The 23,317-nt window shown below is 68.2% G+C and carries 22 protein-coding genes; 4 read left to right on the top strand and 18 right to left on the bottom strand.

Features of this window, described 5'->3' with window-relative positions:
• The first annotated feature begins 244 nt into the window (after nucleotides 1-244).
• The gene (locus tag AAFN89_RS20455) at nucleotides 245-1,258 is read left to right on the top strand and encodes an NAD(P)/FAD-dependent oxidoreductase (RefSeq protein WP_347541111.1); all 1,014 of its coding nucleotides are present in this window, start codon (nucleotides 245-247) and stop codon (nucleotides 1,256-1,258) included.
• Nucleotides 1,259-1,345: 87 nt separating this feature from the next.
• Nucleotides 1,346-2,245: an EamA family transporter gene (locus AAFN89_RS20460; protein ID WP_347541113.1), complete on the top strand. Its 900-nt coding sequence runs from the start codon at nucleotides 1,346-1,348 to the stop codon at nucleotides 2,243-2,245.
• Between the two features lie 16 nt (nucleotides 2,246-2,261).
• On the opposite strand, the gene AAFN89_RS20465 is transcribed toward AAFN89_RS20460, so the two are convergent.
• From AAFN89_RS20465 to pip, 10 genes are all read right to left on the bottom strand, one after another.
• Nucleotides 2,262-4,784 carry an ATP-binding protein gene (locus tag AAFN89_RS20465; RefSeq protein ID WP_347541115.1) on the bottom strand — a complete coding sequence of 841 codons (2,523 nt, stop codon included), beginning with the start codon at nucleotides 4,782-4,784 and terminating at the stop codon, nucleotides 2,262-2,264.
• A gap of 138 nt (nucleotides 4,785-4,922) precedes the next feature.
• Nucleotides 4,923-6,227 (bottom strand): adenosylhomocysteinase, encoded by a 1,305-nt coding sequence (gene ahcY, locus AAFN89_RS20470; protein ID WP_347541117.1) that lies wholly within the window; start codon nucleotides 6,225-6,227, stop codon nucleotides 4,923-4,925.
• Nucleotides 6,228-6,373: 146 nt separating this feature from the next.
• Nucleotides 6,374-8,164: a phosphoenolpyruvate--protein phosphotransferase gene (gene ptsP, locus AAFN89_RS20475; protein WP_347541119.1), complete on the bottom strand. Its 1,791-nt coding sequence runs from the start codon at nucleotides 8,162-8,164 to the stop codon at nucleotides 6,374-6,376.
• The gene (locus AAFN89_RS20480) at nucleotides 8,154-8,435 is read right to left on the bottom strand and encodes an HPr family phosphocarrier protein (protein ID WP_347541121.1); all 282 of its coding nucleotides are present in this window, start codon (nucleotides 8,433-8,435) and stop codon (nucleotides 8,154-8,156) included. The genes ptsP and AAFN89_RS20480 overlap by 11 nt, the downstream gene beginning before the upstream one ends.
• Before the next feature lie 14 nt (nucleotides 8,436-8,449).
• Nucleotides 8,450-8,854, bottom strand: coding sequence for a PTS sugar transporter subunit IIA (locus AAFN89_RS20485; protein ID WP_347541162.1), 405 nt, complete (start codon nucleotides 8,852-8,854; stop codon nucleotides 8,450-8,452).
• 56 nt (nucleotides 8,855-8,910) lie between these two features.
• A complete protein-coding gene (gene rapZ, locus AAFN89_RS20490) occupies nucleotides 8,911-9,801 on the bottom strand; it encodes an RNase adapter RapZ (RefSeq protein ID WP_347541123.1) in 891 nt (296 codons plus the stop codon).
• On the bottom strand, nucleotides 9,798-10,286 hold the full coding sequence (locus AAFN89_RS20495; protein ID WP_347541125.1) for an HPr kinase/phosphatase C-terminal domain-containing protein: 489 nt from the start codon (nucleotides 10,284-10,286) through the stop codon (nucleotides 9,798-9,800). Before AAFN89_RS20495 ends, rapZ begins: the two co-directional genes overlap by 4 nt.
• A gap of 26 nt (nucleotides 10,287-10,312) precedes the next feature.
• Entirely contained in the window at nucleotides 10,313-12,034 is a 1,722-nt protein-coding gene (locus AAFN89_RS20500) for a stimulus-sensing domain-containing protein (protein ID WP_347541127.1), read from the bottom strand.
• 28 nt (nucleotides 12,035-12,062) lie between these two features.
• Entirely contained in the window at nucleotides 12,063-12,761 is a 699-nt protein-coding gene (locus AAFN89_RS20505) for a response regulator transcription factor (protein ID WP_347541129.1), read from the bottom strand.
• Nucleotides 12,762-12,941: 180 nt separating this feature from the next.
• Nucleotides 12,942-13,892 carry a prolyl aminopeptidase gene (gene pip / locus AAFN89_RS20510; protein WP_347541131.1) on the bottom strand — a complete coding sequence of 317 codons (951 nt, stop codon included), beginning with the start codon at nucleotides 13,890-13,892 and terminating at the stop codon, nucleotides 12,942-12,944.
• Between the two features lie 123 nt (nucleotides 13,893-14,015).
• Between pip and AAFN89_RS20515 the strand changes: the two genes are divergently transcribed.
• Both AAFN89_RS20515 and AAFN89_RS20520 read left to right on the top strand, forming a co-directional pair.
• Nucleotides 14,016-14,795 (top strand): thermonuclease family protein, encoded by a 780-nt coding sequence (locus AAFN89_RS20515; RefSeq protein ID WP_347541133.1) that lies wholly within the window; start codon nucleotides 14,016-14,018, stop codon nucleotides 14,793-14,795.
• Complete coding sequence (locus tag AAFN89_RS20520) at nucleotides 14,795-16,219, top strand: M48 family metalloprotease (RefSeq protein WP_347541135.1); 1,425 nt, start codon at nucleotides 14,795-14,797, stop codon at nucleotides 16,217-16,219. The genes AAFN89_RS20515 and AAFN89_RS20520 overlap by 1 nt, the downstream gene beginning before the upstream one ends.
• A 3-nt stretch (nucleotides 16,220-16,222) precedes the next feature.
• Here the strand turns inward: AAFN89_RS20520 and AAFN89_RS20525 are convergent, their stop codons facing one another.
• The 8 genes from AAFN89_RS20525 to AAFN89_RS20560 all read right to left on the bottom strand — a co-directional run bounded on the left by AAFN89_RS20525 (nucleotide 16,223) and on the right by AAFN89_RS20560 (nucleotide 23,283).
• Entirely contained in the window at nucleotides 16,223-17,107 is an 885-nt protein-coding gene (locus tag AAFN89_RS20525; protein ID WP_347541137.1) for an RNA polymerase factor sigma-32, read from the bottom strand.
• 67 nt (nucleotides 17,108-17,174) lie between these two features.
• Nucleotides 17,175-17,552: a hypothetical protein gene (locus AAFN89_RS20530; RefSeq protein WP_347541139.1), complete on the bottom strand. Its 378-nt coding sequence runs from the start codon at nucleotides 17,550-17,552 to the stop codon at nucleotides 17,175-17,177.
• 68 nt (nucleotides 17,553-17,620) lie between these two features.
• On the bottom strand, nucleotides 17,621-18,424 hold the full coding sequence (locus AAFN89_RS20535) for a hypothetical protein (protein WP_347541141.1): 804 nt from the start codon (nucleotides 18,422-18,424) through the stop codon (nucleotides 17,621-17,623).
• A 215-nt stretch (nucleotides 18,425-18,639) separates the two neighbouring features.
• Nucleotides 18,640-19,140, bottom strand: a complete 501-nt coding sequence (locus AAFN89_RS20540; RefSeq protein ID WP_347541143.1) for a CarD family transcriptional regulator — start codon at nucleotides 19,138-19,140, stop codon at nucleotides 18,640-18,642.
• Nucleotides 19,141-19,439: 299 nt separating this feature from the next.
• Nucleotides 19,440-19,781: a ferredoxin FdxA gene (fdxA, locus tag AAFN89_RS20545; protein ID WP_347541146.1), complete on the bottom strand. Its 342-nt coding sequence runs from the start codon at nucleotides 19,779-19,781 to the stop codon at nucleotides 19,440-19,442.
• A gap of 81 nt (nucleotides 19,782-19,862) precedes the next feature.
• Nucleotides 19,863-20,339, bottom strand: coding sequence for a TerB family tellurite resistance protein (locus AAFN89_RS20550; protein ID WP_347541148.1), 477 nt, complete (start codon nucleotides 20,337-20,339; stop codon nucleotides 19,863-19,865).
• A gap of 68 nt (nucleotides 20,340-20,407) precedes the next feature.
• On the bottom strand, nucleotides 20,408-20,794 hold the full coding sequence (locus AAFN89_RS20555) for an RNA-binding S4 domain-containing protein (protein WP_347541150.1): 387 nt from the start codon (nucleotides 20,792-20,794) through the stop codon (nucleotides 20,408-20,410).
• Complete coding sequence (locus AAFN89_RS20560; protein WP_347541152.1) at nucleotides 20,791-23,283, bottom strand: helicase-related protein; 2,493 nt, start codon at nucleotides 23,281-23,283, stop codon at nucleotides 20,791-20,793. Before AAFN89_RS20560 ends, AAFN89_RS20555 begins: the two co-directional genes overlap by 4 nt.
• Nucleotides 23,284-23,317: the final 34 nt, after the last annotated feature.

The following is a 23,317-nucleotide window of genomic DNA, read 5'->3' on the forward strand; positions in this document are numbered from 1 at the left end:
GTGCAAGACGAGCGGGAAGGGGCCAGGCCAGCATACGGTCTACCGATCGGGCGACCTCGAATCCAACGGCCTCCTTCCCGCTCCCATCATAGCAACCATCCAACACACAGGAATCCATGGGCCGCCACCGCTTCGCCGGCGGTGAAGGATCGGGCGCCGCGCTTCCGGGCCGGCACTTGCGCCTGCCGGCTTATCTTGGCAAAGGATGGCCCACGCCTCAGCATCACCGCAGAACGGAGTTCCCATGCCGGTTCATCGCACGGATGTCGCCATCATCGGCGCCGGCCCCGTCGGTCTGTTCGCCGTCTTCGAATGCGGCATGCTGAAGATGAAGGCGCATGTCATCGACGCGCTGGGCGTTCCCGGCGGTCAATGCGCGGCGCTCTACCCGGAAAAGCCGATCTACGATATCCCCGGCTACCCCTCGATCGACGCCGCCGGCCTGATCGAGCAATTGGCCGAGCAGGCGCGGCCCTTCGATCCGGTCTACCATCTGGACCAGCAGGTCGAAAAGCTGACCCCGCAGCCGGACGGGCGGTTCCTCCTGGAAACCAGTGCTGGAACCCGGATCGACGCGCGCGCGGTGATCGTCGCCGCCGGCGTCGGCGCCTTCGGTCCCAACCGGCCGCCGATCGCCGGCATCGAGGATTATGAGGGAACGTCGGTCCACTACATGGTGACCCGGCGCGAAGCCTTCCGCGGCAAGCGCGTCGTCATCGCCGGCGGCGGCGACAGCGCGCTGGACTGGTCGATCATCCTGGCCGACATCGCGGAGAAGGTGATGGTCGTCCATCGGCGGCCGAAATTTCGCGGCGCGCCCGACAGCGTGGCGAAGCTGCACGCGCTGGCGGAGGCCGGAAAGATCGAGATCGTGACGCCCTACCAGCTCCACGGGCTGGAAGGATCGGACGGCGCGCTGTCGGCCGTCGTCGTGGCCACGCTGGAGGGGGAGACAAAGCGCCTGGAAGCCGACGCGCTACTTCCCTTCTTCGGCCTGTCGATGAATCTGGGGCCGATCGCTGAATGGGGCCTGCAACTCGATCGCCACCACATCGCGATCGATCAAGCGACGGCGGAGACCAGTGCGCCCGGCATCTTCGCGATCGGCGACATCGCGACCTATCCGCGCAAGCTGAAGCTGATCCTGACCGGCTTCGCGGAGGCAGCGCAGGCCGCCCATTCCATCCACCCGCTGGTGTTCCCCGGCGAGGCGCTGCATTTCGAATATTCGACCACCAAGGGCGTCCCGGCGGCGTAGCGGTTAAACCCAGACAATGTTCTCATTGTTGCGGAAGGGATCGAGGCATAGCCTCTTCTCCCCTCGGAGCCTCCGGACGACATCGTCATGCCCAACAGCCTGCTCTACGGCCTCGTGGTCCTCATCTGGGGTTCCACCTGGTATGCGCTGACCTTCCAGGTCGGACCGGTGCCGGCCGAACTGTCGGTCGGCTACCGTTTCGCGCTCGCTTCGCTGCTGATGCTGGGATTCCTCGCCGTGCGGGGCGAGAGGCTGCGCTTCGGCTGGCGGGAACATGCCCGGATGGCGACCCAGGGGCTGCTGAACATCGGGATCGGCTACACGCTGGTCTATTTCGCCGCCGCGCTGGTTCCCAGTGGCCTGATGGCCGTCTCCAACGCCAACATCGTCTTCATGACGATCCTGTTCGGCGCGCTCTTCTTCCGGCAGCCCCTGCGACCGCGCGTCATCGCCGGGGCGGCCGTCGGCTTCCTCGGCATGGCGCTGGTCTTCGCGCCGGACATGGACGGCTTCGACCTGTCGGGCGGCATGGGGCTCGGCCTCGCGCTGGTGATCGTCGCCACCGCCTCCTTCTCCATCGGCGGGCTGCTGGCCGGGTCGAACCAGAAGGCCGGCATCCCCGTCCTGTCCTGCACCGCGTTCTCGATGGTCTATGGCGCCGCCGCCGTATTCGTGATCGCTCTCCTGCGCGGCCACGACTTCGTCTTTGAGTGGACGGTTCCCTATGTCGGCTCGCTGGTCTTCCTCGCGATCTTCGGCTCCGTCGTAGCCTTCGGCTGCTATTTCACCCTGCTGGGACGGATCGGCGCCGACCGCGCCTCCTACGCCACCGTGCTGTTCCCGGTGGTCGCGCTGGCGATCTCCACATTCCTGGAAGGCTATGTCTGGACCGGCTCGGCCCTCGCCGGCGCGGTCCTGGTGCTGATCGGCAACATGATCGCCACCGCGAAGCTGTCCTTCCTCCGCGCCCGCCTGGCCCGCGCCTGAGACTGGAAGGCGGGGATCAGGAAGCGGAACGGCGCTCCTGCTGGGGATCCAGCGCCGCCGGCAGGTCGACGCCGTCCATATCGCCGGAGGGCAGGATGCAGCTTACCGTCGTTCCCTCGCCCGGCTTGGATTTCAGCTCCAGTTGCCCGCCATGCATCTCCACCAGGCTCTTGACCAGCGCCAATCCCAGCCCGACGCCGCTATGGCGTGAGTTCGGATGGGCCTTCTCGAACCGGCCCAGAACGCGCCGCTGGTCGGCTTCGGGAATGCCGATACCGGTATCGGCCACGGTCAGGGTCAGCCGCCCGTCGGCGCGGCGCGCCGACAGGGTGATTCTGCCGCCGGCCGGCGTGAACTTGATCGCGTTGCTGACGAGATTGTAAAGTGCCTGCTTCAGCCGCCTTTCGTCCGCGTCGATCAGGCCGATGCCGGCGTCGCAGCTGACCGTGATCTTCAGGTTCTGCTTGCCCGCCCATTCGCGCATCAGTTCGTGCACGTTGCGGACCATCGCATGGACCTCCACCGGCCGGCGCTCCAAGGCCATGTAGCCGGCCTCGATGGTCGCCAGGTCGAGGATGTCGTTGATCAGCGACAGCAGGCGCTGCGAAGCGTCGATGATGCTTTCGGTATATTCGAACTGCCGCTCGTTGAGGTCGCCGAAATAGCGGTTGTTGAGGATTTCCGCGAATCCCATGATCGCGTTCAGCGGCGTGCGGAGCTGGTAGGAGACGTTGGCGATGAACTCCGACTTCAGCCGGTCGGCCGTCTCCAGCGCGGCGTTGGACGACCTCAGCGCCTGCTCCACCTTCACGCTGTCGGTGACGTCCAGGAAGGAGTTCAGCACCCCGCCATCGGGCAGCGGCACGGTGGAGAAGGCGATGACCGATCCGTCCCGCCGTTCCAGCCGCGCGCTCGTCTCATCCCGCTCCAGCGCGTTGGCGACCATTTCCGACCGGATCTTCTCCCAGTCGCCACCGGAATCGTAGAAGTCGCGCGTCTTCTCCACGACCTCCATCACATGCGGATGGCCCGCCACGTCGTCGACGGTCAGCCCCCAGATGCGCTGGAAGGCCGGATTGCTCAGCCTCAGCCGGCCGTCGCTGCCATAGACGGCGATGCCTTCGGCCAGATTGTCCAGGCTCTCGCGCTGCACCTCCATCAGCGTGTTGTAGTTCCGCTCCAGCGTCAGGGAGCTGGTCACGTCCTCCAGCACGAACAGCAGGCCGCCGAACGGGTGCGGCGTGACGACGGAGCGCAGCGTCGTGCCGTCGGGGAGATGGAGCAGATCCTCGTTGGGCTCCAGCAGCGAGGTGAAGAGCTGGTCCTGGCTGCGCTTGTAGGCCGGGAAGTTGGCATATTCCGGCAATTGCCGGCGTTCGTGGAGGTCCTCCAGGATCTCTCCCAGCATCGGCTCGCTCTCCAGCCAGCCTTCCTCGAACGACCAGAGCGTCACATAGGACTGGTTGAAGAATTTCAGCCGCTTGTCGGGACCGAAGATGGCGATGGCGGATTTCAGGTGCTCCAGCACCTCGGCATGGGCCCTGACATGCCGGTCCAGGTCGGCCTGGATCTCCTCGATCGGTGTCACGTCGGCCGCATAGCCGATGACGAGGCCGGACAGGCGCTCGTCATCCTCGCCGCCGCGGACCTGCGTCTCCGTGAAGTCCAGCAGCCGGCGTTCGCCGCCGATGACGACATGGTGGCGTTCGCGCCGCGCCCCGCCGAGCGTCCTAGCCTGGGCGGCGAGCGCGCGGCCGGGAACGGCCTCGTGGGCGGCGATCACCCCGCCGCCCAGTTCGCGCTGTTCGGCCAGGACCGTGTCCAGCGGCGCGTCGAGGGCCTTCAGATAGGCGCGGTTGACCCAGCCGAGCGACAGATCGGACCGGCGCAGCCAGACCGGCAGCGGCAGCGTGTCCAAGAGGGCGCACAGCTCCTGCTGGAACTTGTTTGTTTCCGATTGCTCCTTCAGCGCCGCGTCGAGCGCGCGGGTGGAACGCTGGGCCGCCGTCTCCCGGTCGGTCACGTCGGACAGCCAAAGCGCGTCGAAGGTGTAGCCGACGTCAAGCGCGCGGCCCCGCGCGCCCTGGAACTCCAGCCGCCGGCCGGCCACCGCCTCCGTCGCCACCAGACGGAACGGCTCCCCCTTCTCCTGCAAACGCGCGAAGGCGCTGTGGAGCGCCGCCGCGTCGCCGGCGCTCAGCGCATCCTCGATATCCTCGAAGCCGTTGATGCGGTCGCGACCGATCAGCCGCCGGAAATCGTCGGAGACGGCCGTCGTCCCGTCCGCCCCCCAGCCGCAATAGGCGCCGGGAACGGAGGAGAGGAGCGCTTCCAGCCGCCACCGCTCCATCGTCGTCGCCGCAAGCTGCTCATGGTGGTTCCGGCGCATCAGGGCATAGCCCGCGACGAAGCACAGCACGACCAGAAGCGGGACCGCCCAGACCAGCCACGGCATGGTCGACATCGCGGCCTCCGCGCCCTGGGCACGGGCGGCGGCCGGCGTCAGCCAGGCTAAGCAGATGAACAGGAAAGCGCGCACGGGCGACCGCATCTTCGTCTGAGACGAAAAGAAAAACACCGTCTCAATCTAAGAGAACTTGGGTCACATGAACAAGCCGGCAGCGTCTACACGCTGCCGGCTTGCCCGATTTCAGTAATGTTTGACGCCCGAAGACGGTCAGTAGCGGTAATATTCCGGCTTGAACGGACCCTGCTCGTCGATGCCGATATAGGTCGCCTGCCGGTCGGTAAGGGTGGTCAGGGTCGCGCCCAGCTTCTGCAGATGCAGCCGCGCGACCTTCTCGTCCAGGTTCTTCGGCAGGACGTAGACCTTCTTCTCGTAATTGGCGTGGTTCTGCCAAAGCTCGATCTGCGCCAGCACCTGGTTGGTGAAGGACGCGCTCATGACGAAGCTGGGATGCCCGGTGGCGCAGCCCAGATTCACCAGCCGCCCCTTGGCGAGGATGATCAGCCGTTTGTTGTCGGGGAAGATAACCTCGTCGACCTGGGGCTTCACCTCTTCCCACTTGTAGTTCCGCAGCGAGTCGATCTGGATCTCGCTGTCGAAGTGGCCGATGTTGCAGACGATCGCGCGGTCCTTCATGTCCCGCATGTGGTCGAGCGTGATGACGTCGACATTGCCGGTCGCGGTGACGAAGATGTCGCCCTTCGACGCCGCGTCGTCCATCGTGACGACCTCGTAGCCCTCCATCGCGGCCTGAAGCGCGCAGATCGGATCGATCTCCGTCACCATCACGCGCGCGCCCTGGCTGCGGAGAGATTCCGCCGACCCCTTGCCGACATCGCCATAGCCGCAGACGACGGCGACCTTGCCGGCCAGCATCACGTCGGTCGCCCGTTTGATGCCGTCGACCAGGCTTTCCCGGCAGCCATAGAGATTGTCGAACTTCGACTTGGTCACGCTGTCATTGACGTTGATCGCCGGCACCTTCAGCGTCCCGGCCTTCGCCATCTCATAGAGCCTGTGGACGCCGGTCGTCGTCTCCTCCGACAGGCCCCGAACGTCGTCCAGCAGTTCGGGATACTTCTCGTGCATGATCTGGGTGAGGTCGCCGCCATCATCCAGGATCATGTTCGGCCGCCAGCCGTCGGGGCCGGTGATGGTCTGCTCGATGCACCACCAGAACTCGTCCTCCTCCAGTCCCTTCCAGGCGAAGACCGGCGTCCCGGCCTCGGCCACGGCGGCGGCGGCCTGGTCCTGGGTGGAGAAGATGTTGCAGGAGGACCAGCGGACCTCCGCGCCCAGCGCCGTCAGCGTCTCGATCAGCACCGCCGTCTGGATCGTCATGTGCAGGCAGCCGGCGATCCGCGCGCCGCGCAGCGGCTTGGACGTCCCGTATTCCTCGCGCAGGGCCATCAGGCCCGGCATCTCGGTCTCGGCGATGGCGATCTCCTTGCGGCCCCAGCCGGCCAGGGAGATGTCTTTGACCTTGTAGTCGGAAAAGCCGCCGGCATCGGGCATCTGAACCTCCGCGAAATACGAGAATTGGCCGTCACGCCCAGGCAATCGGACATGACCGGTCGTGGTTGGGGCCGGTTTACCAACCGGGCCGCTCCCGCACAAGCATAAAGATATCTTTATATTTGCTGCTGAGACAGACGCTTTCCCTAGGACGCGTCGTTGAAATCATCCAGCAGGACGGCGATGCGCCCGCTGTCGGTTTCATCCAGCATCATCCGCGCCCGGCGCGTCGCCGCCGCGCTGTCGATCGTGCGGATGCGGTTCTTGACCGGCAGCAACCCGGCCGGCGACATGGAGAGGTCGCGGACGCCGAGCCCGATGAGCAGCGCCGTATAGCGCGGATCGCCCGCCATTTCGCCGCAGATGCTGACGGGGATACCGGCCCGTCCCGCGGCCTCCGCCGACAGGCCGATCAGCTTCAGGACGGCGGGATGAAGCGGGTCATAGAGATGCGCCACCGCCTCGTCGCCCCGGTCGATCGCCAGCGTGTACTGGATCAGGTCGTTGGTCCCCAGCGCGAAGAAATCGACCTCCCGGGCCAGCGCGTCGGCGGACAGGGCGGCGGCCGGCACCTCGACCATCGCGCCCAGCGGCGGCAGGGGGTTCGAGATCGGAACGCCGGCGCGGTTCAGCTTCCGGACGACCGAGGCCAGCGCCGCCTTCACCTGCCGGACCTCGCCGCCCGACGTGATCATGGGCAACAGGATGCGGATGGGCCCATGAGCGCCGGCGCGCAGGATGGCCGAAAGCTGCGAGGCCAGGAGTTGGGGTTCCCGGAGCGACAGCCGTATCGCCCGCAGCCCCAGCGCCGGGTTCACGCTTTCCGGCACATGCCGGCCCAGCGCGGAGGCCAGCTTCTCCCCGCCGACATCCAGCGTCCGGATGGTCACCGGCCGCCCCTTCATGCCCTCCACGATCTCCCTCAGGCTCTCATACTGTTCATCCTCGCTGGGCACGTCGTCCCGGTTCATGAACAGGAATTCCGTGCGCAGCAGCCCCACCCCGTCGGCGCCAAGATCGATCGCCGCCGGCACGTCGCGGGGAAGCTCCAAATTGATCTGCAATGAGATGTCGACACCGTCGCGGGTCCGCGACGGCACCGCGATCAGCGTGCGGAGCTGCGCCCGGCCGGCGGCGATCGAGATCTGGCGGGCGCGATAGTCCGCCAGCACGTCGGCCGGCGGGTCGACGAAGACCAGCCCCTCGGCCCCGTCGACGATCATCGTCTGCCCCGGCCGGACCCGGCGCATCAGCCCCGGCACGCCCAGCACCGCCGGCAGTCCCAGCGACCGCGCCATGATCGCCGTATGCCCCTCCGCGCCGCCGATCACGCTGCAGAAGCCGGCGATGCGCCTGGGGTCCATCAGCGCCGTGTCCGCCGGAGTGATCTCCTCCGCGACCACGATGCTGCCTTCGGTCAACCGGGAGAACGCCTGGTAGGGCCGGTCCGCCAGATTGCGGATCAGCCGGCTGCCGACATCCTTTACGTCCTGCACCCGGGCCGCCAGATAGGTGTCCTCCAGCGCCTCGAACTGGCGGGAGAGCGTCATGATCTCGCTCTGCACCGCATAGGCGGCGTTGTACTGGTCCTCCACGATCCGGCGTTCCGCCCCCCGCAGCAGCCGGGAGCCGCTGAGGATGGCGATATGCGCGTCCAGCAGGAAGCTGATCTCCTCCGCCGCCGCTTCCGGCAGGGCCGACGTCTTCGCCTGGAGCTTCTGGAGTTGCCGGCGCGCCTTGCCCACCGCGTCCTTCAGACGATGGCATTCGGCGGCGATCTCATCCGCCAGGACGAGATATTCCGGCGCCTGGATGAAGCCGCCTTCCGCGACATGAGCGGGGCCGATCGCGACGCCGGGCGCGACGCCCAGCCCCTTCAGGCAGCCGTCGTCCCGCCGCTCGGCGGCCGGGCGGGGCCTGCGGCCTTCATTCCTCATCGAACTTCCGCTCGATCAGCGCCTGGAGCGCGTCCAGCACCGATGCCGCCTCCGGCCCCGATGCCTGGAGCCTGACCGACGATCCCGGCCCCGCCGCGAGCATCATCAGCCCCATGATGCTGTCCCCGCCGACCTCCATGCCGTTGCGGCAGACCAGCACGCGCGCCTTGTGCTGGCCGACGATTTTCACGAACTTCGCCGCCGCGCGGGCGTGCAGTCCGCGCTGGTTGCGAATCATGATGGTCCTGGCGTCCGGGACCTCTGACGACATGGCCGGGCCGCCCGTCATTTGCCTTCGGCGAGCAGGGTCGAGGCGACGTTGATGTATTTCTGGCCGGCGTCCCGCGCCTGGATTACCGCCTGGCCCAGCGGTTCCGCTGCCCGGACCGAGGCCAGCTTGATCAGCATCGGCAGGTTGATGCCGGCGATCACCTCCACGTCCGCCCGGTCCATGACGGAGATGGCGAGGTTCGACGGCGTGCCGCCGAACATGTCGGTCAAGAGCACGACGCCCTTGCCGGCGTCAACCTCCGACACCTTGCTCAATATGTCCTGGCGACGCCTTTCCATGTCGTCGTCCGGCCCGATGCAGATGGACGCGATGTTCTTCTGCGGCCCCACGACGTGCTCCAGCGCCGCGATGAACTCCTCGGCCAGGCGGCCGTGGGTCACCAGAACCATTCCGATCATCGGCGTCGCCCCTTCGTCGTCCCGTCCCATGCCCCTCGATCCGCCTTCCTCGCCGGTCAGGATGCCGCCGGCAGGTCCCTGTGCGCCAGTCCGACGCGATAGTTCAACCCCGACAGCCATGACGCAAGCCGTTCCGCGACGAAGACGGAACGGTGGCGGCCGCCGGAACAGCCGACCGCGACGGTGAGGTAGCTCTTGCCCTCGCGGTTGTAGCGGGGAAGGAGCGGCCCGAGAAGGCCGGTCAGCCGGTCGAGGAAGCCGTCGAAGTCCGGATCCTGGAGGATCACCGTCTGGACCGCCGCGTCCAGCCCGGTCAGCGGGCGCAGCTCCGGGTCCCAGTGCGGGTTATCGAGGAACCTTACGTCGAACACCAGATCCGCCTCGCGCGGCAGCCCCCGGCGGAAGGCGAAGGAGGTGACGAAGACGAACAGCCCGGATTCGCCCGGCTCGGCGAATTCCGCCGCCAGGAAGCGGCGCAGCTCATGGATCGTCAGGATCGAGGTGTCGATGACCAGGTCGGCCTGGTCGCGCAGGGGAGCCACGATCTGCTGTTCGCGGCTGATCCCGTCGGAGACGGGGCGGTCGATGGCCAGCGGATGCCGCCGGCGGGTTTCGGTGAAGCGCCGTTGCAGCACGTCCGGGTCGCAATCGACGAACAGCAGCCGGGCGTCGATATCCTCCCGCGCCTGAAGCGCCTTGACGTGCGCGACCAGCGCGTCGGCGGAGAAGTCGCGGGTCCGGGAATCGATGGTGATCGCCAGCGGCCGGCCATGCGGTTCGATCTGGTCGACCAGGGGCGGCATCAGCGCCAGCGGCAGATTGTCGATCGCCTCATGCCCCAGATCCTCCAGCGATTTCAGCGCCGTGGTCATGCCGGCCCCGCTCAGGCCCGTGATGAGGATGACCCGCCGCGCGCCGTCGCGGGACCGGGGGGGTGCGTCCATCATATCTCCACCGCCGGAACATCCGCGGTCAGCCGCGCCAGCAGCCTGATCTTGGCCGGGGCGGACGCTTCGAAGGCCGACAGCAGATGGCGCGCGATCGGCTTTCCCTCCAGGATATCGAACGCCGCGTCGGGCAGCCTCTCGACCTCTCCGGACGGGGCCAGATCGACGATGAGCCTGACGGCGACGGACAGGACCGACGGGACGGTTATCGGTCCGACTCCCCGCACCTCCAGCAGCCCGCGTAAGCGCGGCGGCGCTTCCGCGCGCAGTTCGCCGCCGTCCTCCCGGAGCACGACCCGGTCGTCGGCGACCAGGCGGGCGCCCTGATCGATCAGGCGCAGGGCCAGGTCGGACTTGCCGCTTCCCGACGGGCCGCGCAGCAGGATCCCGACGCCGCCGAGCGCCACGCAGGTGGCATGGATCGATTTCACGCCGGCAAGGTGGGGTGCCGGTCCGTCCCTGTCAATCGCGAGGGCGGCTGTCACGGCCGGGCCCGTCACGACTGGCCCCGTCACGGCTGAACCGTCGGGATCATGACGGTGAAGCGGGCTCCCTGCCCGTCCTCGCGGTTCTCCGCGAAGATGCGGCCGTTATGGGCATCCACGATCTGCTTGGAGATGCTGAGGCCGAGGCCGGAATGGGTGCCGAACTTCTCCCCCACCGGACGCTCCGTATAGAAGCGGTTGAAGATGGCGTCGAGCTTGGCCTGGGGTATCCCCGGCCCCTCATCCTCGATCACCACCTCCACCCATGAATCGGTGCGGCGCGCGCGCAGGACGATCCTGCCGTCGGGCGGGGAGAAGGACATGGCGTTGGTGATCAGGTTGCGGAAGACCTGGACCAGCCGCCCCTCCAGCCCCTGCGCGACGAGAGGACGGCTCTTCCGGAGGGAAAGCGCGAAGACCGGCCCGTTCTCCTGCCGGGTCGTCCTGTAAAGGTCGATCAGCATCTCCAGGATCTTGCCGATATCGACCGATTCCGTCTCCGACCGCGAAAGCTCCGCATCCAGGCGGGAGGCGTCGGAGATGTCGGTGATGAGGCGATCGAGACGCGCCACATCCTCCACGATGATGGTCATCAGCCGGCGCTGCTTCTCCCGGTCCTCGATCCTGGACGCCGTCTCCACCGCGCTGCGCAGGGAGGTGAGCGGGTTCTTGATCTCATGGGCCACGTCGGCGGCGAACCGCTCGATCGCGTCCATCCGGTTCCACAGCGCCTCCGTCATGTCGCGGAGCGACCCTGACAGCTCACCGATCTCATCTCTTCGGCCGGTGAAGTCCGGGATGGCCTGATGGCGGCCGTGGCCGCGCTTCACCTGCTCCGCCGCCGCCGCCAGCCGTCGGATCGGCCGGGTGATGGAGCCGGCGAGATAGAGCGACAGCAACACGGTGATGCCGGCGGCGATGCCGAAGACCCGCAGGATGTCCTCACGCAGGGACTGCACCGTCCGATCGATGCGGGCGGTGTCCCGCGTCACCATTACCGAGCCCAGCACCGCGCGAAGGCGCTGGATGGGCACCGCCACGCCGAGGATCTGTCCCCCCGACGGGTTGGACCAGACCTTCTGGCCGACATAGCCCCAGAGCGCCCGCTGCACCGGCGCGTAATCCTGCGCCTGCTGGGTCGCATCCTCCTCATAGGGTGGCCAGCGCTTGGTCTCCGGCATCTGGTTGGTGATCCAGGCATAGGCGGTGTCGAACGCCTCCCGCAGCCATGGATTCTCCTCATAGTCCATGACCAGCGGCGCGACTTCCACGACGCCGCCTGCTCCCCCGAGCCTCCGGCTGTCGGCGATCAGGCTGCCGTCGAGCGCGAACAGCCGCGTCCTCGTATCCGTCGTTTCGTAGAGACGGCGGATCATGTTGCGGGCCAGTCGCGGATCGAGCGATTGGGGTTCGTCGAAATCGCCGACCACCGCCCCTTCGGCCAGCGCGCCGGCGAAGATAAGCGCCTCGGTCCGGAGCGACTGCATCTCCGACTGCAGCAGCCTTTCCTCATACTGGCCGAGATAGAGCAGCCCGCCGACCAGGATCAGCAGCGCCAGGACGTTGATGGCCAGGACGCGGGCGGTCAGCTTGGACACCCACCGCCGGCGCCGCCAGCGGATCAGGCGGGTAAGGGCGCGCAGGCGCGAGGGATGGGGCACGGGACGATCGTCCTCGTCCTCCGCCTCCTCGTCCGGCGACGCGCCGTCCTCGGCCTCCGTCGTCTTGAAATCGTGGGCAACCGCCAAAAGGACAGCCTCCGCCCGACCCTGCCGGTCAGGCTTCCTTGTACCGGTAGCCGACGCCGTAGAGCGTCTCCACCTGATTGAAGCTATCGTCGACCGCCTTGAACTTCTTCCGGATCCGCTTGATGTGGCTGTCGATCGTGCGGTCGTCGACATAGATGTGCTCGCCATAGGCGGCGTCCATGAGCTGGTCGCGGCTCTTGACGTGGCCCGGCCGGATCGCCAGCGCCTTCACCAGCAGGAACTCCGTCACCGTCAGCTCGATCGGGTCGCCCTTCCAGAGGCAGGCATGCCGGTTGCTGTCGAGCGTGAGGTCCCCCCGGCTGACCACGGCGTTGGGATCGATCTCCGACGGCGAGGCGGCGAGATGGTCCCGGCGCAGGAGCGCGCGGATGCGCTCGATCAGCAGACGCTGGGAGAACGGCTTCTTGATGTAGTCGTCCGCGCCCATGCGCAGGCCCAGAAGCTCGTCGACCTCGTCATCCTTCGAGGTCAGGAAGATGACCGGCATGTTGGTCGACTGACGCAGCCGCTGGAGCAACTCCATCCCGTCCATGCGCGGCATCTTGATGTCCAGCACGGCGAGGTCGACCGGACGGGCGGTCAGCCCCCGCAGCGCCTCGTCGCCATCGGCGTAGGTGCGGACGTCGTAGCCTTCGGCTTCCAGCGAGATCGACACCGATGTGAGGATATTGCGATCGTCATCGACCAGAGCGATGGATTGACCCATGGGAACTCCCTGTCCTGGTTCAGGCCCGCGGCGAGGGCTAAACGGCCGTCAGGGCCGGATCCGCGCGGGCGCGTCGTCTGTTAAGCCGCGCACTGTTAAGCCGCGCAATATGGCGCATTTGCGGCTTCCGCGCCACGTCCGGCCTCAGGGCCGGCCAGATAGCCGGCCTCAGGCCCAACCTCAGCCAATGGCGCGGAAGCGCTGGGTGGCGTCGATCAGCGCGGAGCGGATGCCCGGCTCCATCGCCGAATGGCCGGCGTCCGGGACGACGACGTAGCGCGCCTCCGGCCAGGCCCGGCGCAGCTCGTCGGCGCTGACGATCGGGCAGACCACGTCGTACCGGCCCTGCACGATGACCGTCGGGATGTGCCGGATGCGGTTGACGCGGTCGAGCAGGAAGGTCTCCGGCTCGAAGAGGTTGTTCCGGAAATAGTGCGCCTCGATCCGCGCCAGCCCCAGCGCGTGGGTGTCCTCCCCGGCCGCCGCGACCGTGTCCGGGTTGGGCAGCAGGGTCGAGCACGCGCCCTCGTAGACGCTCCAGGCCCGTGCCGCCGGCATGTGGATCGCCGGGTCCGGGTCCATCAGCCGGGAATGGTAGTTCTCCAGCAGATCGTCCCGTTCGTCGGCCGGCAGGAAGGTGCTGAAGGCCGTCCAGGCTTCGGGGAAGATCGCCTTCATGCCGTGCAGGAACCAGTCGATCTCCGCCCGGCGCATCAGGAAGATGCCGCGCAGGGTCAGGCTGATGCAGTCGTCAGGATGCGCCTGGGCGTAGGCAAGCGCCAGGGTCGACCCCCAGGAGCCGCCGAAGACGTGCCAGCGATCAATGCCGAGATGGCGGCGCAGCATGTCGATATCGCCGATCAGCAGGTCGGTCGTGTTGTTCCGCACCTCCCCCAGCGGCCGCGACCGGCCGGCGCCGCGCTGGTCGAAGATGACGATCCGGTAGTGGCCGGGATCGAAGAAGCGCCGGTGCATCGCCGACGCCCCCGCGCCCGGCCCGCCATGCAGGAAGACGATCGGCGTCCCGTTCGGGTTGCCGCTTTCCTCCCAATAGAGGGTGTGGATCGGGTCGACCTGGAGAAGTCCCGTCCGGAGCGGATCGAGCGGCGGGTAGATGGCGTCACGAGGCATGGGGAGGCACCGACAGGGTCAGAACGAGGCAATTGCCGGTGGAGTTTAGGGGGTCCGATCGGCGAAAGTAAAACCCTGCGCCTCATCCGGCGTTCCATCCCGTCCGGAGGACCGACCCAGCCCATGCGCCTGTTCCTCACCTTCCTCCTCATGATCCTCGCAAGTCCGGCGCAGGCGGCCGAGGCCCCGGCGTCGCTGGAGCGGGACGGCGCCGGGACCGTCGAATCGGTGATCGACGGCGACACCCTGGTCCTGGAGGATGGCGCGGAGGTCCGGCTGGTCGGGCTCCAGGCGCCGAAGCTGGCGCTGGGCCGGGAAGGCTTCGTGGAATGGCCGCTGGCCGACGAGGCGAAGGCGGCGCTGGAGGCGCTGACGCTCGGCCGACAGGTGACGCTGGCCTATGGCGGGCTCCGGACCGACCGGTACGGCCGGAAGCTGGCCCATCTGATCCGCGAGGACGGGCTGTGGATCCAGGGCGCGATGCTGGAGGCCGGCATGGCGCGGGTCTACAGCTTCCCGGACAACCGCGCCGCCGTGGCCGAGATGCTGGCGCTGGAGCGGTCGGCACGGGCTGAGCGGCGCGGCATCTGGGACCATCCCTACTATGCCGTCCGCGCCGCCGGAGAGGCGGGCCGGGCGGTGGGCGGCTTCGAGTTGGTCGAGGGAGTGATCCTGGCGGCCGAAGAGGTGCGCGGGCGCATCTACCTCAATTTCGGGGAGGATTGGGACCGGGATTTCACCATCTCGATCGAGCCGGCCGACACTCGCACCTTCGAAGAGGCCGGGATCGATCCGACGCAGTGGGAAGGCCGCCGGGTCCGGGTGCGGGGCTGGCTGAGGGAGTTCAACGGCCCGTTGATCGAAGCGACGCATCCCGAGCAGATCGAGATGCTGGACGGCTGATGAGACGGTTTCTCGCTCCCCTCGTTGCGCTTGGCCTGCTGGCAGGCTGTTCGGTCAACCCGGTGACCGGCCGCAGCCAGACCTTCCTGATGGCCCCGGCGACGGAGGCCCGGATCGGCGCGGCGCAGCATCCAAGGCTGGTCGCCGAATATGGCGGCGTCTACGCCGATCCCGCGCTGGCCGCCTATGTCTCCGCGATCGGCCGCCGCATCGCCCTCCGGACCGGCCGGCCCGACGGCTTCGGCTTCACCGTCCTGGACAGCGGCACGGTCAACGCCTTCGCCCTGCCCGGCGGCTACATCCACGTCACCCGCGGGCTGGTCGCCCTGGCCGGCGACGAGGCCGAACTGGCGAGCGTGCTGGCCCATGAGATCGCCCATGTCACGGCGCGCCATTCCGCCGAACGCTACCGCCAGGCCGCGATAGGCGAGCTGGGCGTCGGGCTGATGGGCGCGGCGCTGGGCGGTGCGGTGGCCTCAGCGGCCGGGCTGGGGGCGGACGCCTATCTCAGCGCCTATAACCGCCAGCAGGAGCTGGAGGCCGACGCCATCGGCCTCAGCTACCTGGCCCGCGCCGGATACGACCCGGCAGCCCTGTCGCGGTTCCTGCGCCGGCTGGACCGCGACCATGCGCTGCGCCAGCGCCTGACCGGCGCGGCCGATGCTGGTGGCGGCTTCCGCGCCAGTCACCCGCGCGCGGCCCGGCGCATCGTCCAGGCGGATATCCTCGTCGGGCCGGCCGTCGGTTCAGCGGGCGGCATCCGCAACCGCGACGCCTATCTGGCCCATATCGACGGGCTGGTCTACGGCTCCGGCATCGGCGAGGGCCGCATCGTCGGCGACGCCTACGGCAACCTCGCCGCCGGGATCATGTGGCGGGCCCCGCCGGGCTTCCGGATGGTCCAGCATGGCGGGACGGTGGAGGCGTTCGGTCCGGCCGGCAGCCGGATCGTTTTCGACCGCGTGACGCTCGACCGGCCGGTCCGGGCAGACGCCTATCTCGCAGTCTGGATGCGGGAGTCCGGCCGGCCGGAGCGGCTGACGATCAACGGCTTCCCCGCCGCCACCGGCCTCCTGAGGATCGACGGGCGGGCGGGCCCGAAGGATGCGAGACTGGTGGCGATCCGGATCGGTCCTTCGACCGTCGCCCGCTTCCTGTTCCTGACCCCAGCCCCATGGACGGACAGGCTGGATCTCGACCTCAGGCGCGCGACCTACAGCTTCCACGCCCTGACGGCGGCGGACCGGGAGCGGTTCGCGCCGGCGCGGATCGCCATCGTTCCGGTCCCCGCGGGCGGGATCGGGCCGCTGATCGGCCGGATGCCCTACGCCACCCTGCCGGCGGAACGCTTCGCCGCGCTGAACGGCCTCACGCCCGGTGAAAGTCCGCCGCCGGGAACGCCGGTCAAGCTGATCGTGGATTGAAGGTCAGGCTTCCGGCAGCAGCTCGTCGGAAGCCTCCACCCGCCGCTCCATGGAGGCGCGCAGCTTCAGTAGCGCCCGGTGTTCGAGCTGGCGCACCCGTTCTTTGCTGACGCCGAGCTGGCGGCCCAGTTCCTCCAGCGTCGCGCCCTCCTCGCTGAGGCGGCGCTGGCGGATGATGATCTGTTCGCGCGGGCTCAGCTCGCCGATCGCCTCGGCCAGCCAGCGGGAGCGGGACGCGCCGTCGCGCATCCCGATCACCACTTCCTCCGGTCCGGGCCGCTGGTCGGGCAGGAAATCCTGCCAGCGATCCTCGCCGGTTTCGGCGACCGGGGCGTTCAGCGACTGGTCCGCGCCGGACATGCGCATCTCCATCGCCTCGACGTCCCGCACCCCGACCCGCAACTCGCCCGCGATCCAGGCCCGGCCTTCCCCGGTCAGCGGGCCGCCCGACAGATCGTCTATCCTGGCCCGCAGCCGTCGCAGGTTGAAGAACAGCGCCTTCTGCGCCGTGGTGGTGCCGGTCCGGACGATCGACCAGTTGCGCAGGATATAATCCTGCATCGCAGCCCTGACCCACCAGGCGGCGTAGGTCGAGAAGCGCACGTCGCGCTCCGGCTCGAACCGGCAGGCGGCCTGCATCAGCCCGACATTGCCTTCCTGCACCAGATCGCCTATCGGCAGCCCGTAATTGCGGAACCGCCCGGCGGTGGCGACGACCAGCCGCGCATAGGCGCGGACCAGCTCGTGCAGCGCCTCCTCGTCTTCCTCGCCCCGCCAGCGGCGGGCGAGATCGAACTCCCGCTCCCGGGTCAGGAGAGGGGCCTTCATCGATGCCCGGATGTAGTCCAGATTGGCGCGCCGGGTCTGGGGATCGTCGATGTGCGGCATGACTTTTTCTTTCCGGCCGGGGGAGCCGTGGGGACATCATCCTATACGACCCTGCCGCCCCGCCGGATCACAACCGCGTCAGCGCGCCGAGGGGCGGTGGGGCGGATTCTTTTTCATTGTAGGCAAATGTAGGCTTTTGTCGGCTTTCGCCGCTCTGGCGCAGCAACCCAAAACCGTCGTGCCGGACTTGATCCGGCATCCATGGGCCGTCGACGGACGCCAGGGCGGCGGCCGGTCCTTCGCCGCCGATGAAGCGGCCACGGCCCATGGATTCCAGCCCCCGCTGGAATGACGGAAAAAAGAAATGTGGGCTTTTGTCGGCTTTCGCCGCTCTGGCGCGGCAACCCAAACCGTCATGCCGGACTTGATCCGGCATCCATGGGCCGTCGACGGACGCCAGGGCGGCGCCTGGTTCGTCGCCGCCGGCGAAGCGGCCACGGCCCATGGATTCCAGCCTCCGCTGGAATGACGGAAAAAAGAAAATGTAGGCTTTTGCCGGCTTTTGTCGGCCGATCAGACTTCCAGCAGCTCCAACACCTCGCCGCCGGGGTCGATGCAGGCGGCGACCAGCTTGCCGCCGCGGCCGCAGCCGCCGTCCAGCGTGGCGGTGAGGTCGGAGACCTGGACGCCGCCCTGGGAGGGGTCGTAGCCGCGCACGATGCGGGTGAAGCCCTCATAGGGTTCCGATATCTGGGCAAAGCCGGCGCTGCCCCACCAGAAGCTGTCGCCCTGGGCGGCGAGCGGCCGGCTGGTGTCGATGCCCGCGCTGACCAGCAGCACGCCGTTGCCTTCGGTGAAGGCCGCGCGCCGCAGGGCGGCGAAGAGATTGTTGTGGCCGGGCGCGATGCGCATCGCTTCCCGCAGACGGTTGGTCCAGCGGGTGACCTGCACCGCCCCTTCCCGCGCCGCGACGATGCCGTCCTGCGCCGCGCCGCCATAGGCGGCCAGCGTCGGCTCCACGCCCTGGGTTATCATCCAGCGCAGCACTTCCGACGGGTTGGGCGCGAACTGGAGCTGCAGCAGCTTCTGCCACATCTCCTCCTGTGCGCCGCGCAGGTAGATGATATCGCCCACCAGCACGCCCGGCATCGCCAGGACCGCGCGGCGGAAGGACAGAAGCTCGTCGATCGTTTCGAACACCGCCGGACCACGGCCCAGCAGATTGCCGAGATAGACCAGCCGGTCGCCCGGCTGGATCAGCGTCCCCAGATGATCGTGGAGGGCCGCCAGGCGGTGGACGTCGCCATGGATCGCGGCCACCGCCCAGATGCGCCTGGGCCGGCCCAGCTTCGCGAATTTCTCGTTGTCGATCGTCACGGGGGAGGGGCCAAAGCCTCGAAAGCATCGGAAAGGGGAGCCCCGGGACCGGGGCTTCGGCGAAGTGTACCGGCATGGTACGGCAAGAAAAGCGGCAATTCGCGGGCAGCGGCAACAAGCGGCGTCCGCGATACCGACAAAGAAAAAGGCGACGTCCCTCGAAAGGACGCCGCCCGCTTCTTCTCCGGCGATCGGCCCAGAGCTAGCTGCCCCGGTCAGGCCGCCTTGGTCAGCACCTGCTCCAGCCGCTCGGTCGCCTTCTGCTCGTCGATCTTCTCCACGGCCGCCAGTTCGCGGGCCAGCCGCTCCAGCGCCGCCTGATAGATCTGGCGTTCGGAATAGGATTGTTCGGGCTGGTCGGTGGCGCGGTGCAGGTCGCGCACGACCTCCGCGATCGACACCGGGTCGCCGGAATTGATCTTCGCTTCGTATTCCTGGGCGCGGCGGCTCCACATCGTGCGGCGCACGCGGCTGCGGCCCCTCAGCGTCTCCATCGCGGACTTGATGAGGTCCTTGGAGGAGAGCTTCCGCAGGCCCGACTTCTTCGCCTTCCCGGTCGGCACCTTCAGCGTCATCCGGTCCTTCTCGAAACTGATCGAGTAGAGCTCGACGGACAGTTCACCGACGCTGTGGGTTTCGATGCCGGCTATGCGGCCGACACCATGGGCGGGATAGACGACGTAGTCGCCGATGCTATATTCGAGTTGTTCCGGCATTCGCGCTGACTCAAGCCCCATCTTCTGCATCCGGGCCGGACGGTCCTCATTACCGACGGGCCTGGACAGGTGGTCCAGCTCACCCAAGGGGCGGACGAAAGGCTTGTGGACCGGAGAACGTCACGCTCGCCGGTACTGGAAAAGCCGTTTGGGTCGGGCCCTTTACGATGAGAAGCCCGGACTGCACACGCAAAACCGGGCTACCGAGCGAATATAGTACAAAATTCGGCGGGGTTAAAGGCGCGGCGCCTAAGAATGTTGCCGATTCTTTACGTCCGGCCGCGCAGGGCAGCCATGAATCAATCGCCGGTTCCGGGATTGGTGCTGAAATGCTCGGAAAACTTGTTTTCCGTCGCCTGCCATTGATCGGCGTCGGCCGGCGCGTCCTTCTTGCGGGTGATGTTCGGCCAGCTTTCGGCGTATTGCCGGTTGATCTCCAGCCATTTCTCCGCCGCGTCGACCTCCGTGTCCGGATGGATCGCCTCAACCGGGCATTCGGGTTCGCAGACGCCGCAATCGATGCATTCGTCCGGATGGATCACCAGCATGTTCTCGCCCTCGTAGAAGCAATCCACGGGGCAGACTTCCACGCAATCCATGTACTTGCACTTGATGCAGGATTCCGTGACCACGTACGGCATTTCCAAAACCCTCCTCGTTCCCATCCGTCGGCTGAATCGGAACGTCAACCTTCTGAATCCAGTGCGGCGCGGACAGTACTTTCAGGCTTCGTCCTCTGACAAGCCATGGCGTTGCAGGACACGTCTGCGCGCAAGGCCGCTGTCCCTGTCCGATACATATAGGAGGCCGGAGATCCTTCGCAGCAGGCTGGCCTCCAGATCGTGGAGCTTGTCGTCCGCATAGACGATGTCCCACAGAAGCTCCACAAGCTGCACCCGTTCGGCGTCGGAGCAACGCTGGCGTATCGTCGCGGTGAAGCGATAGTTCCCCGACGCGCCGGCGGCCTCCCGCTCCGCCGCCTCGACGAGCGTCGCCGCCTCCTCCTCCGTCAGGTCGAACCGCCAGCGGACCAGTTCGGCGATCCTCTGCCGCTCCGGCTCGTCCAGCCCGTCATCCATGCGCGCGGCTTCGACCATCAGCGCCGCCGCCGCCAGATGCAGCTCGTCGCCCGTATGACCGCCCTCCGCGCCCGGTCGGGCATCGCGGTCGAGCAGGAAATCCTTGATACGGTTCAGCATGAATGAGGCATTAGCACCCTCCCCGACCCCTCGCAACCCCACGGATTCTAGGGGATTTGCAGGCGCGCCTATTCCTTCAGCCGGTCGAGCGCCCGGCGGTCGCGCTTGGTGGGGCGGCCGGCGCCGGAGGGGCGGGAGAAGGGCGCGACGGGGCCATCGATGCGGGGCAGCGCCGTCTCCGCCGCCGGCGGGGCCAGATCCTCGTAGAGCGCCTGGGCCTCCGGGGCGGGGCCGCGCCTGCGGCCGACATCCAGGACCTTCACGACGCGGACGTGGCGGCCCTGCACGAAGGTCAGCACCTGGTCCGGCCGGACCGTCCAGTGGGCCTTGGTCACGACCGTCCCGTCGACGCGCACCCGCCCTTCGGTGCAGAGCTTCGAGGCGAGGCCGCGCGTCTTGAAGAAGCGGGCGTACCACAACCACTTGTCCAGCCGGACCGCGCCGCCTTCGGTCACGACCGTCCCCCCAGCGCACCCAGCTTCGCGAACGGGGAATCCACCGCCGGCTGACGGCGGCGGCGATCGGGCCGTGCCGCCCGCGACCGGCGGCGATGATAGGAGACCGACCCGTCGGGATCGACCGCCGCCTTGTAGCCCAGCCGGCCGAGGATGTCCGGCAGGTCGGCCGGCGTCGCGCCGACGAGCTGGGCCAGCCGGGACGGGGCGGCGAACGGACCTTTCCCCGCCAGCCGGCCCGCCGCGACGGCCAGCGCCTCCAGCCGGTCGATCCTCACCGCCCGGCGGCCGCAGGGCAGGAAGCCGATGGCGGCGTAGAAGGCGGGCGGCACGCCTTCTTCCATCACGACCGACTGGTCGCCCGGCCCCGGCGTCGGCGGGGGCAGCGCCATACCGCTCGAAAGCGCGGCCAGGCGCGCCAGGGCGGCGACGGCGCGCGGCTTCAGGAGCGGCGCCAGCCAGACCCTTTCCGCCCCGATGCGGACGCCGAGCGCCCGAAGCGCCGCCCGGCCGGGCTTGCCGAGCCCGCGGACCAGATCCTCGACGTCACGGCGCGGCGCGGAGCCCAGCCCCTCGACAAGCTGGAAGGCGATCCCGCGCGCGGGCCCGGAAAGATCGGCGCGCCGCAGCGCCATGAGCGCCGGCAGGTCGGATGCGATCCTGGCCCCGATCCAGGCCTGGAGACGCGCCTGGATGCGGCCGCGCGCGTCGGGTTCGATGAGGTCGCTGGGCAGAGGCCTGACCGTGGGAGAGAGCGCTTCGGGGCCGGCCGCCAGCGCACCCACGGCCTGCCCGTCCCAGGAGACCGCTCCATCCTCGGCGAGCGCGAAATCGGCATCGTCGGCCGCCTCCAGCCGCTGGATGCGGGCCGCGATCTCATCCTTCAGCGCCCGGCGGGCGGCGCTGAGGAGGGCGCGGGCGTCGGCCTCATGGACCGATTCGTCAGCGACGAACCGGAATCCCTCCAGCCGGCCGATGAATTCCCCCTCCACCACCACCTCGCCCGTCCGGGTGACCGCGCCCAACAGGTCGCCGCCGCCTTTCAGCCCCTTGGCCAGCACGGCGGCCCGCCGGTCGACGAAGCGCTGGGTCAGCCGGTCGTGCAGCGCATCGGACAGCCGGTCCTCGATCGCCCGCGTCCGGCCCTGCCAGCCGGCGGGGTCGGAAAGCCAGTCGCCCCGGTGGGCGATATAGGTCCAGGTGCGGATATGGGCGATCCGCGTCACCAGCGTGTCGATGTCGCCCTCCGTCCGGTCCAGCCGGGCGATCTGACGCGCCGTCCAGTCGGGATCGAGCCTGCCGGCCGGGGAGCGGAGCTGCCGATAGATCTGCGACAGCAGGCGGGTGTGGGCATCGGACAGCACCTTGCGGAAATCCGGGATCTGGCAGACCTCCCACAGCAGCCGGACGGCGTGGCGGGAACCGGCGAGGCCGGCGATGTCGGCATCCTTCGCCAGCACCGAGAGCGCCAGATGGTCGTCGGCCTCCGGCGCGCGGCGAAGCTCCCTCGCCGGCGGCCGCCTGTCCAGGCTGCGCAGAAGCTGTTCGGGGCTGCGGAAATCCAGGTCGTGGTTGCGCCACATCAGCGCGGTCAGCGGGTCGAAAGTGTGGGTCTCCACCGCCTCCACCACCTCATCCTCCAGCGCGCCGGCGCTGTCGGTCGTGCCGAAGGTGCCGTCGGCCATATGCCGCCCGGCGCGGCCGGCGATCTGCGCGATCTCCGGCGCGCGGAGCCGGCGGGGCGACTGGCCGTCGAACTTCGTCAGCCGGGCGAAGGCGACATGGTCGATATCCATGTTGAGGCCCATGCCGATGGCGTCGGTCGCCACCAGATAATCGACCTCGCCGGCCTGGTACATGCCGACCTGGGCGTTGCGGGTGCGCGGGCTGAGCGCGCCCAGCACCACCGCCGTACCGCCCCGCTGGCGGCGGATCAGCTCCGCCATGTGGTAGACGTCGGTGGCGGAGAAGGCGACGATCGCCGACCGGGGCGGCAGCCGCGTCAGCTTCCGGTAGCCGGTATGAGTGAGGCTGGAGAAGCGCGCCCGCTGGATGAACTCGGCGTCCGGGATCAGCCGGCGCAGGAGCGGCCGGATCGTCTCCGCGCCCAGGAACATCGTCTCCTCCAGCCCGCGGGCGTGGAGCAGCCGGTGAGTGAAGATGTGGCCGCGTTCCGGATCGGCGCAGAGCTGGATCTCGTCGACCGCCAGGAACTCGACCGGCCGGTCGAGCGGCATGCTTTCGACCGTGCAGACGAACCAGTCGGCCCTGGGAGGCACGATCTTCTCCTCCCCCGTCACCAGCGCGACGCGGGTCCGGCCCTTCAGCTTGACGATCCGGTCGTAATTCTCCCGCGCCAGCAGGCGAAGCGGGAAGCCGATCATGCCGCTGCGATGCGCCAGCATCCGGTCGATGGCCAGATGCGTCTTGCCGGTGTTGGTCGGGCCCAGGACGGCGAGAATCCGCGAACGGTCGGCGGCAAGCATCATCCTTCAAGAATCGGGGCTTTCCTTCCGCATTGCA

The organism is Inquilinus sp. CAU 1745, assembly GCF_039839375.1.
GTDB lineage: Bacteria > Pseudomonadota > Alphaproteobacteria > DSM-16000 > Inquilinaceae > JBDOQU01.

Excerpts from the sequence above, each read along its gene's own strand:
- AAFN89_RS20455 (WP_347541111.1), top strand. The coding sequence starts at position 245 with ATGCCGGTTCATCGCACGGATGTCGCCATCATCGGCGCCGGCCCCGTC.
- AAFN89_RS20460 (WP_347541113.1), top strand. The coding sequence starts at position 1,346 with ATGCCCAACAGCCTGCTCTACGGCCTCGTGGTCCTCATCTGGGGTTCC.
- ahcY (WP_347541117.1), bottom strand. The coding sequence starts at position 6,227 with ATGCCCGATGCCGGCGGCTTTTCCGACTACAAGGTCAAAGACATCTCC.
- ptsP (WP_347541119.1), bottom strand. The coding sequence starts at position 8,164 with ATGAGGAATGAAGGCCGCAGGCCCCGCCCGGCCGCCGAGCGGCGGGAC.
- AAFN89_RS20480 (WP_347541121.1), bottom strand. The coding sequence starts at position 8,435 with ATGTCGTCAGAGGTCCCGGACGCCAGGACCATCATGATTCGCAACCAG.
- AAFN89_RS20485 (WP_347541162.1), bottom strand. The coding sequence starts at position 8,854 with ATGATCGGAATGGTTCTGGTGACCCACGGCCGCCTGGCCGAGGAGTTC.
- rapZ (WP_347541123.1), bottom strand. The coding sequence starts at position 9,801 with ATGATGGACGCACCCCCCCGGTCCCGCGACGGCGCGCGGCGGGTCATC.
- AAFN89_RS20505 (WP_347541129.1), bottom strand. The coding sequence starts at position 12,761 with ATGGGTCAATCCATCGCTCTGGTCGATGACGATCGCAATATCCTCACA.
- pip (WP_347541131.1), bottom strand. The coding sequence starts at position 13,892 with ATGCCTCGTGACGCCATCTACCCGCCGCTCGATCCGCTCCGGACGGGA.
- AAFN89_RS20515 (WP_347541133.1), top strand. The coding sequence starts at position 14,016 with ATGCGCCTGTTCCTCACCTTCCTCCTCATGATCCTCGCAAGTCCGGCG.
- AAFN89_RS20520 (WP_347541135.1), top strand. The coding sequence starts at position 14,795 with ATGAGACGGTTTCTCGCTCCCCTCGTTGCGCTTGGCCTGCTGGCAGGC.
- AAFN89_RS20525 (WP_347541137.1), bottom strand. The coding sequence starts at position 17,107 with ATGCCGCACATCGACGATCCCCAGACCCGGCGCGCCAATCTGGACTAC.
- AAFN89_RS20530 (WP_347541139.1), bottom strand. The coding sequence starts at position 17,552 with ATGGGCCGTGGCCGCTTCGCCGGCGGCGACGAACCAGGCGCCGCCCTG.
- AAFN89_RS20540 (WP_347541143.1), bottom strand. The coding sequence starts at position 19,140 with ATGCCGGAACAACTCGAATATAGCATCGGCGACTACGTCGTCTATCCC.
- fdxA (WP_347541146.1), bottom strand. The coding sequence starts at position 19,781 with ATGCCGTACGTGGTCACGGAATCCTGCATCAAGTGCAAGTACATGGAT.
- AAFN89_RS20550 (WP_347541148.1), bottom strand. The coding sequence starts at position 20,339 with ATGCTGAACCGTATCAAGGATTTCCTGCTCGACCGCGATGCCCGACCG.
- AAFN89_RS20560 (WP_347541152.1), bottom strand. The coding sequence starts at position 23,283 with ATGATGCTTGCCGCCGACCGTTCGCGGATTCTCGCCGTCCTGGGCCCG.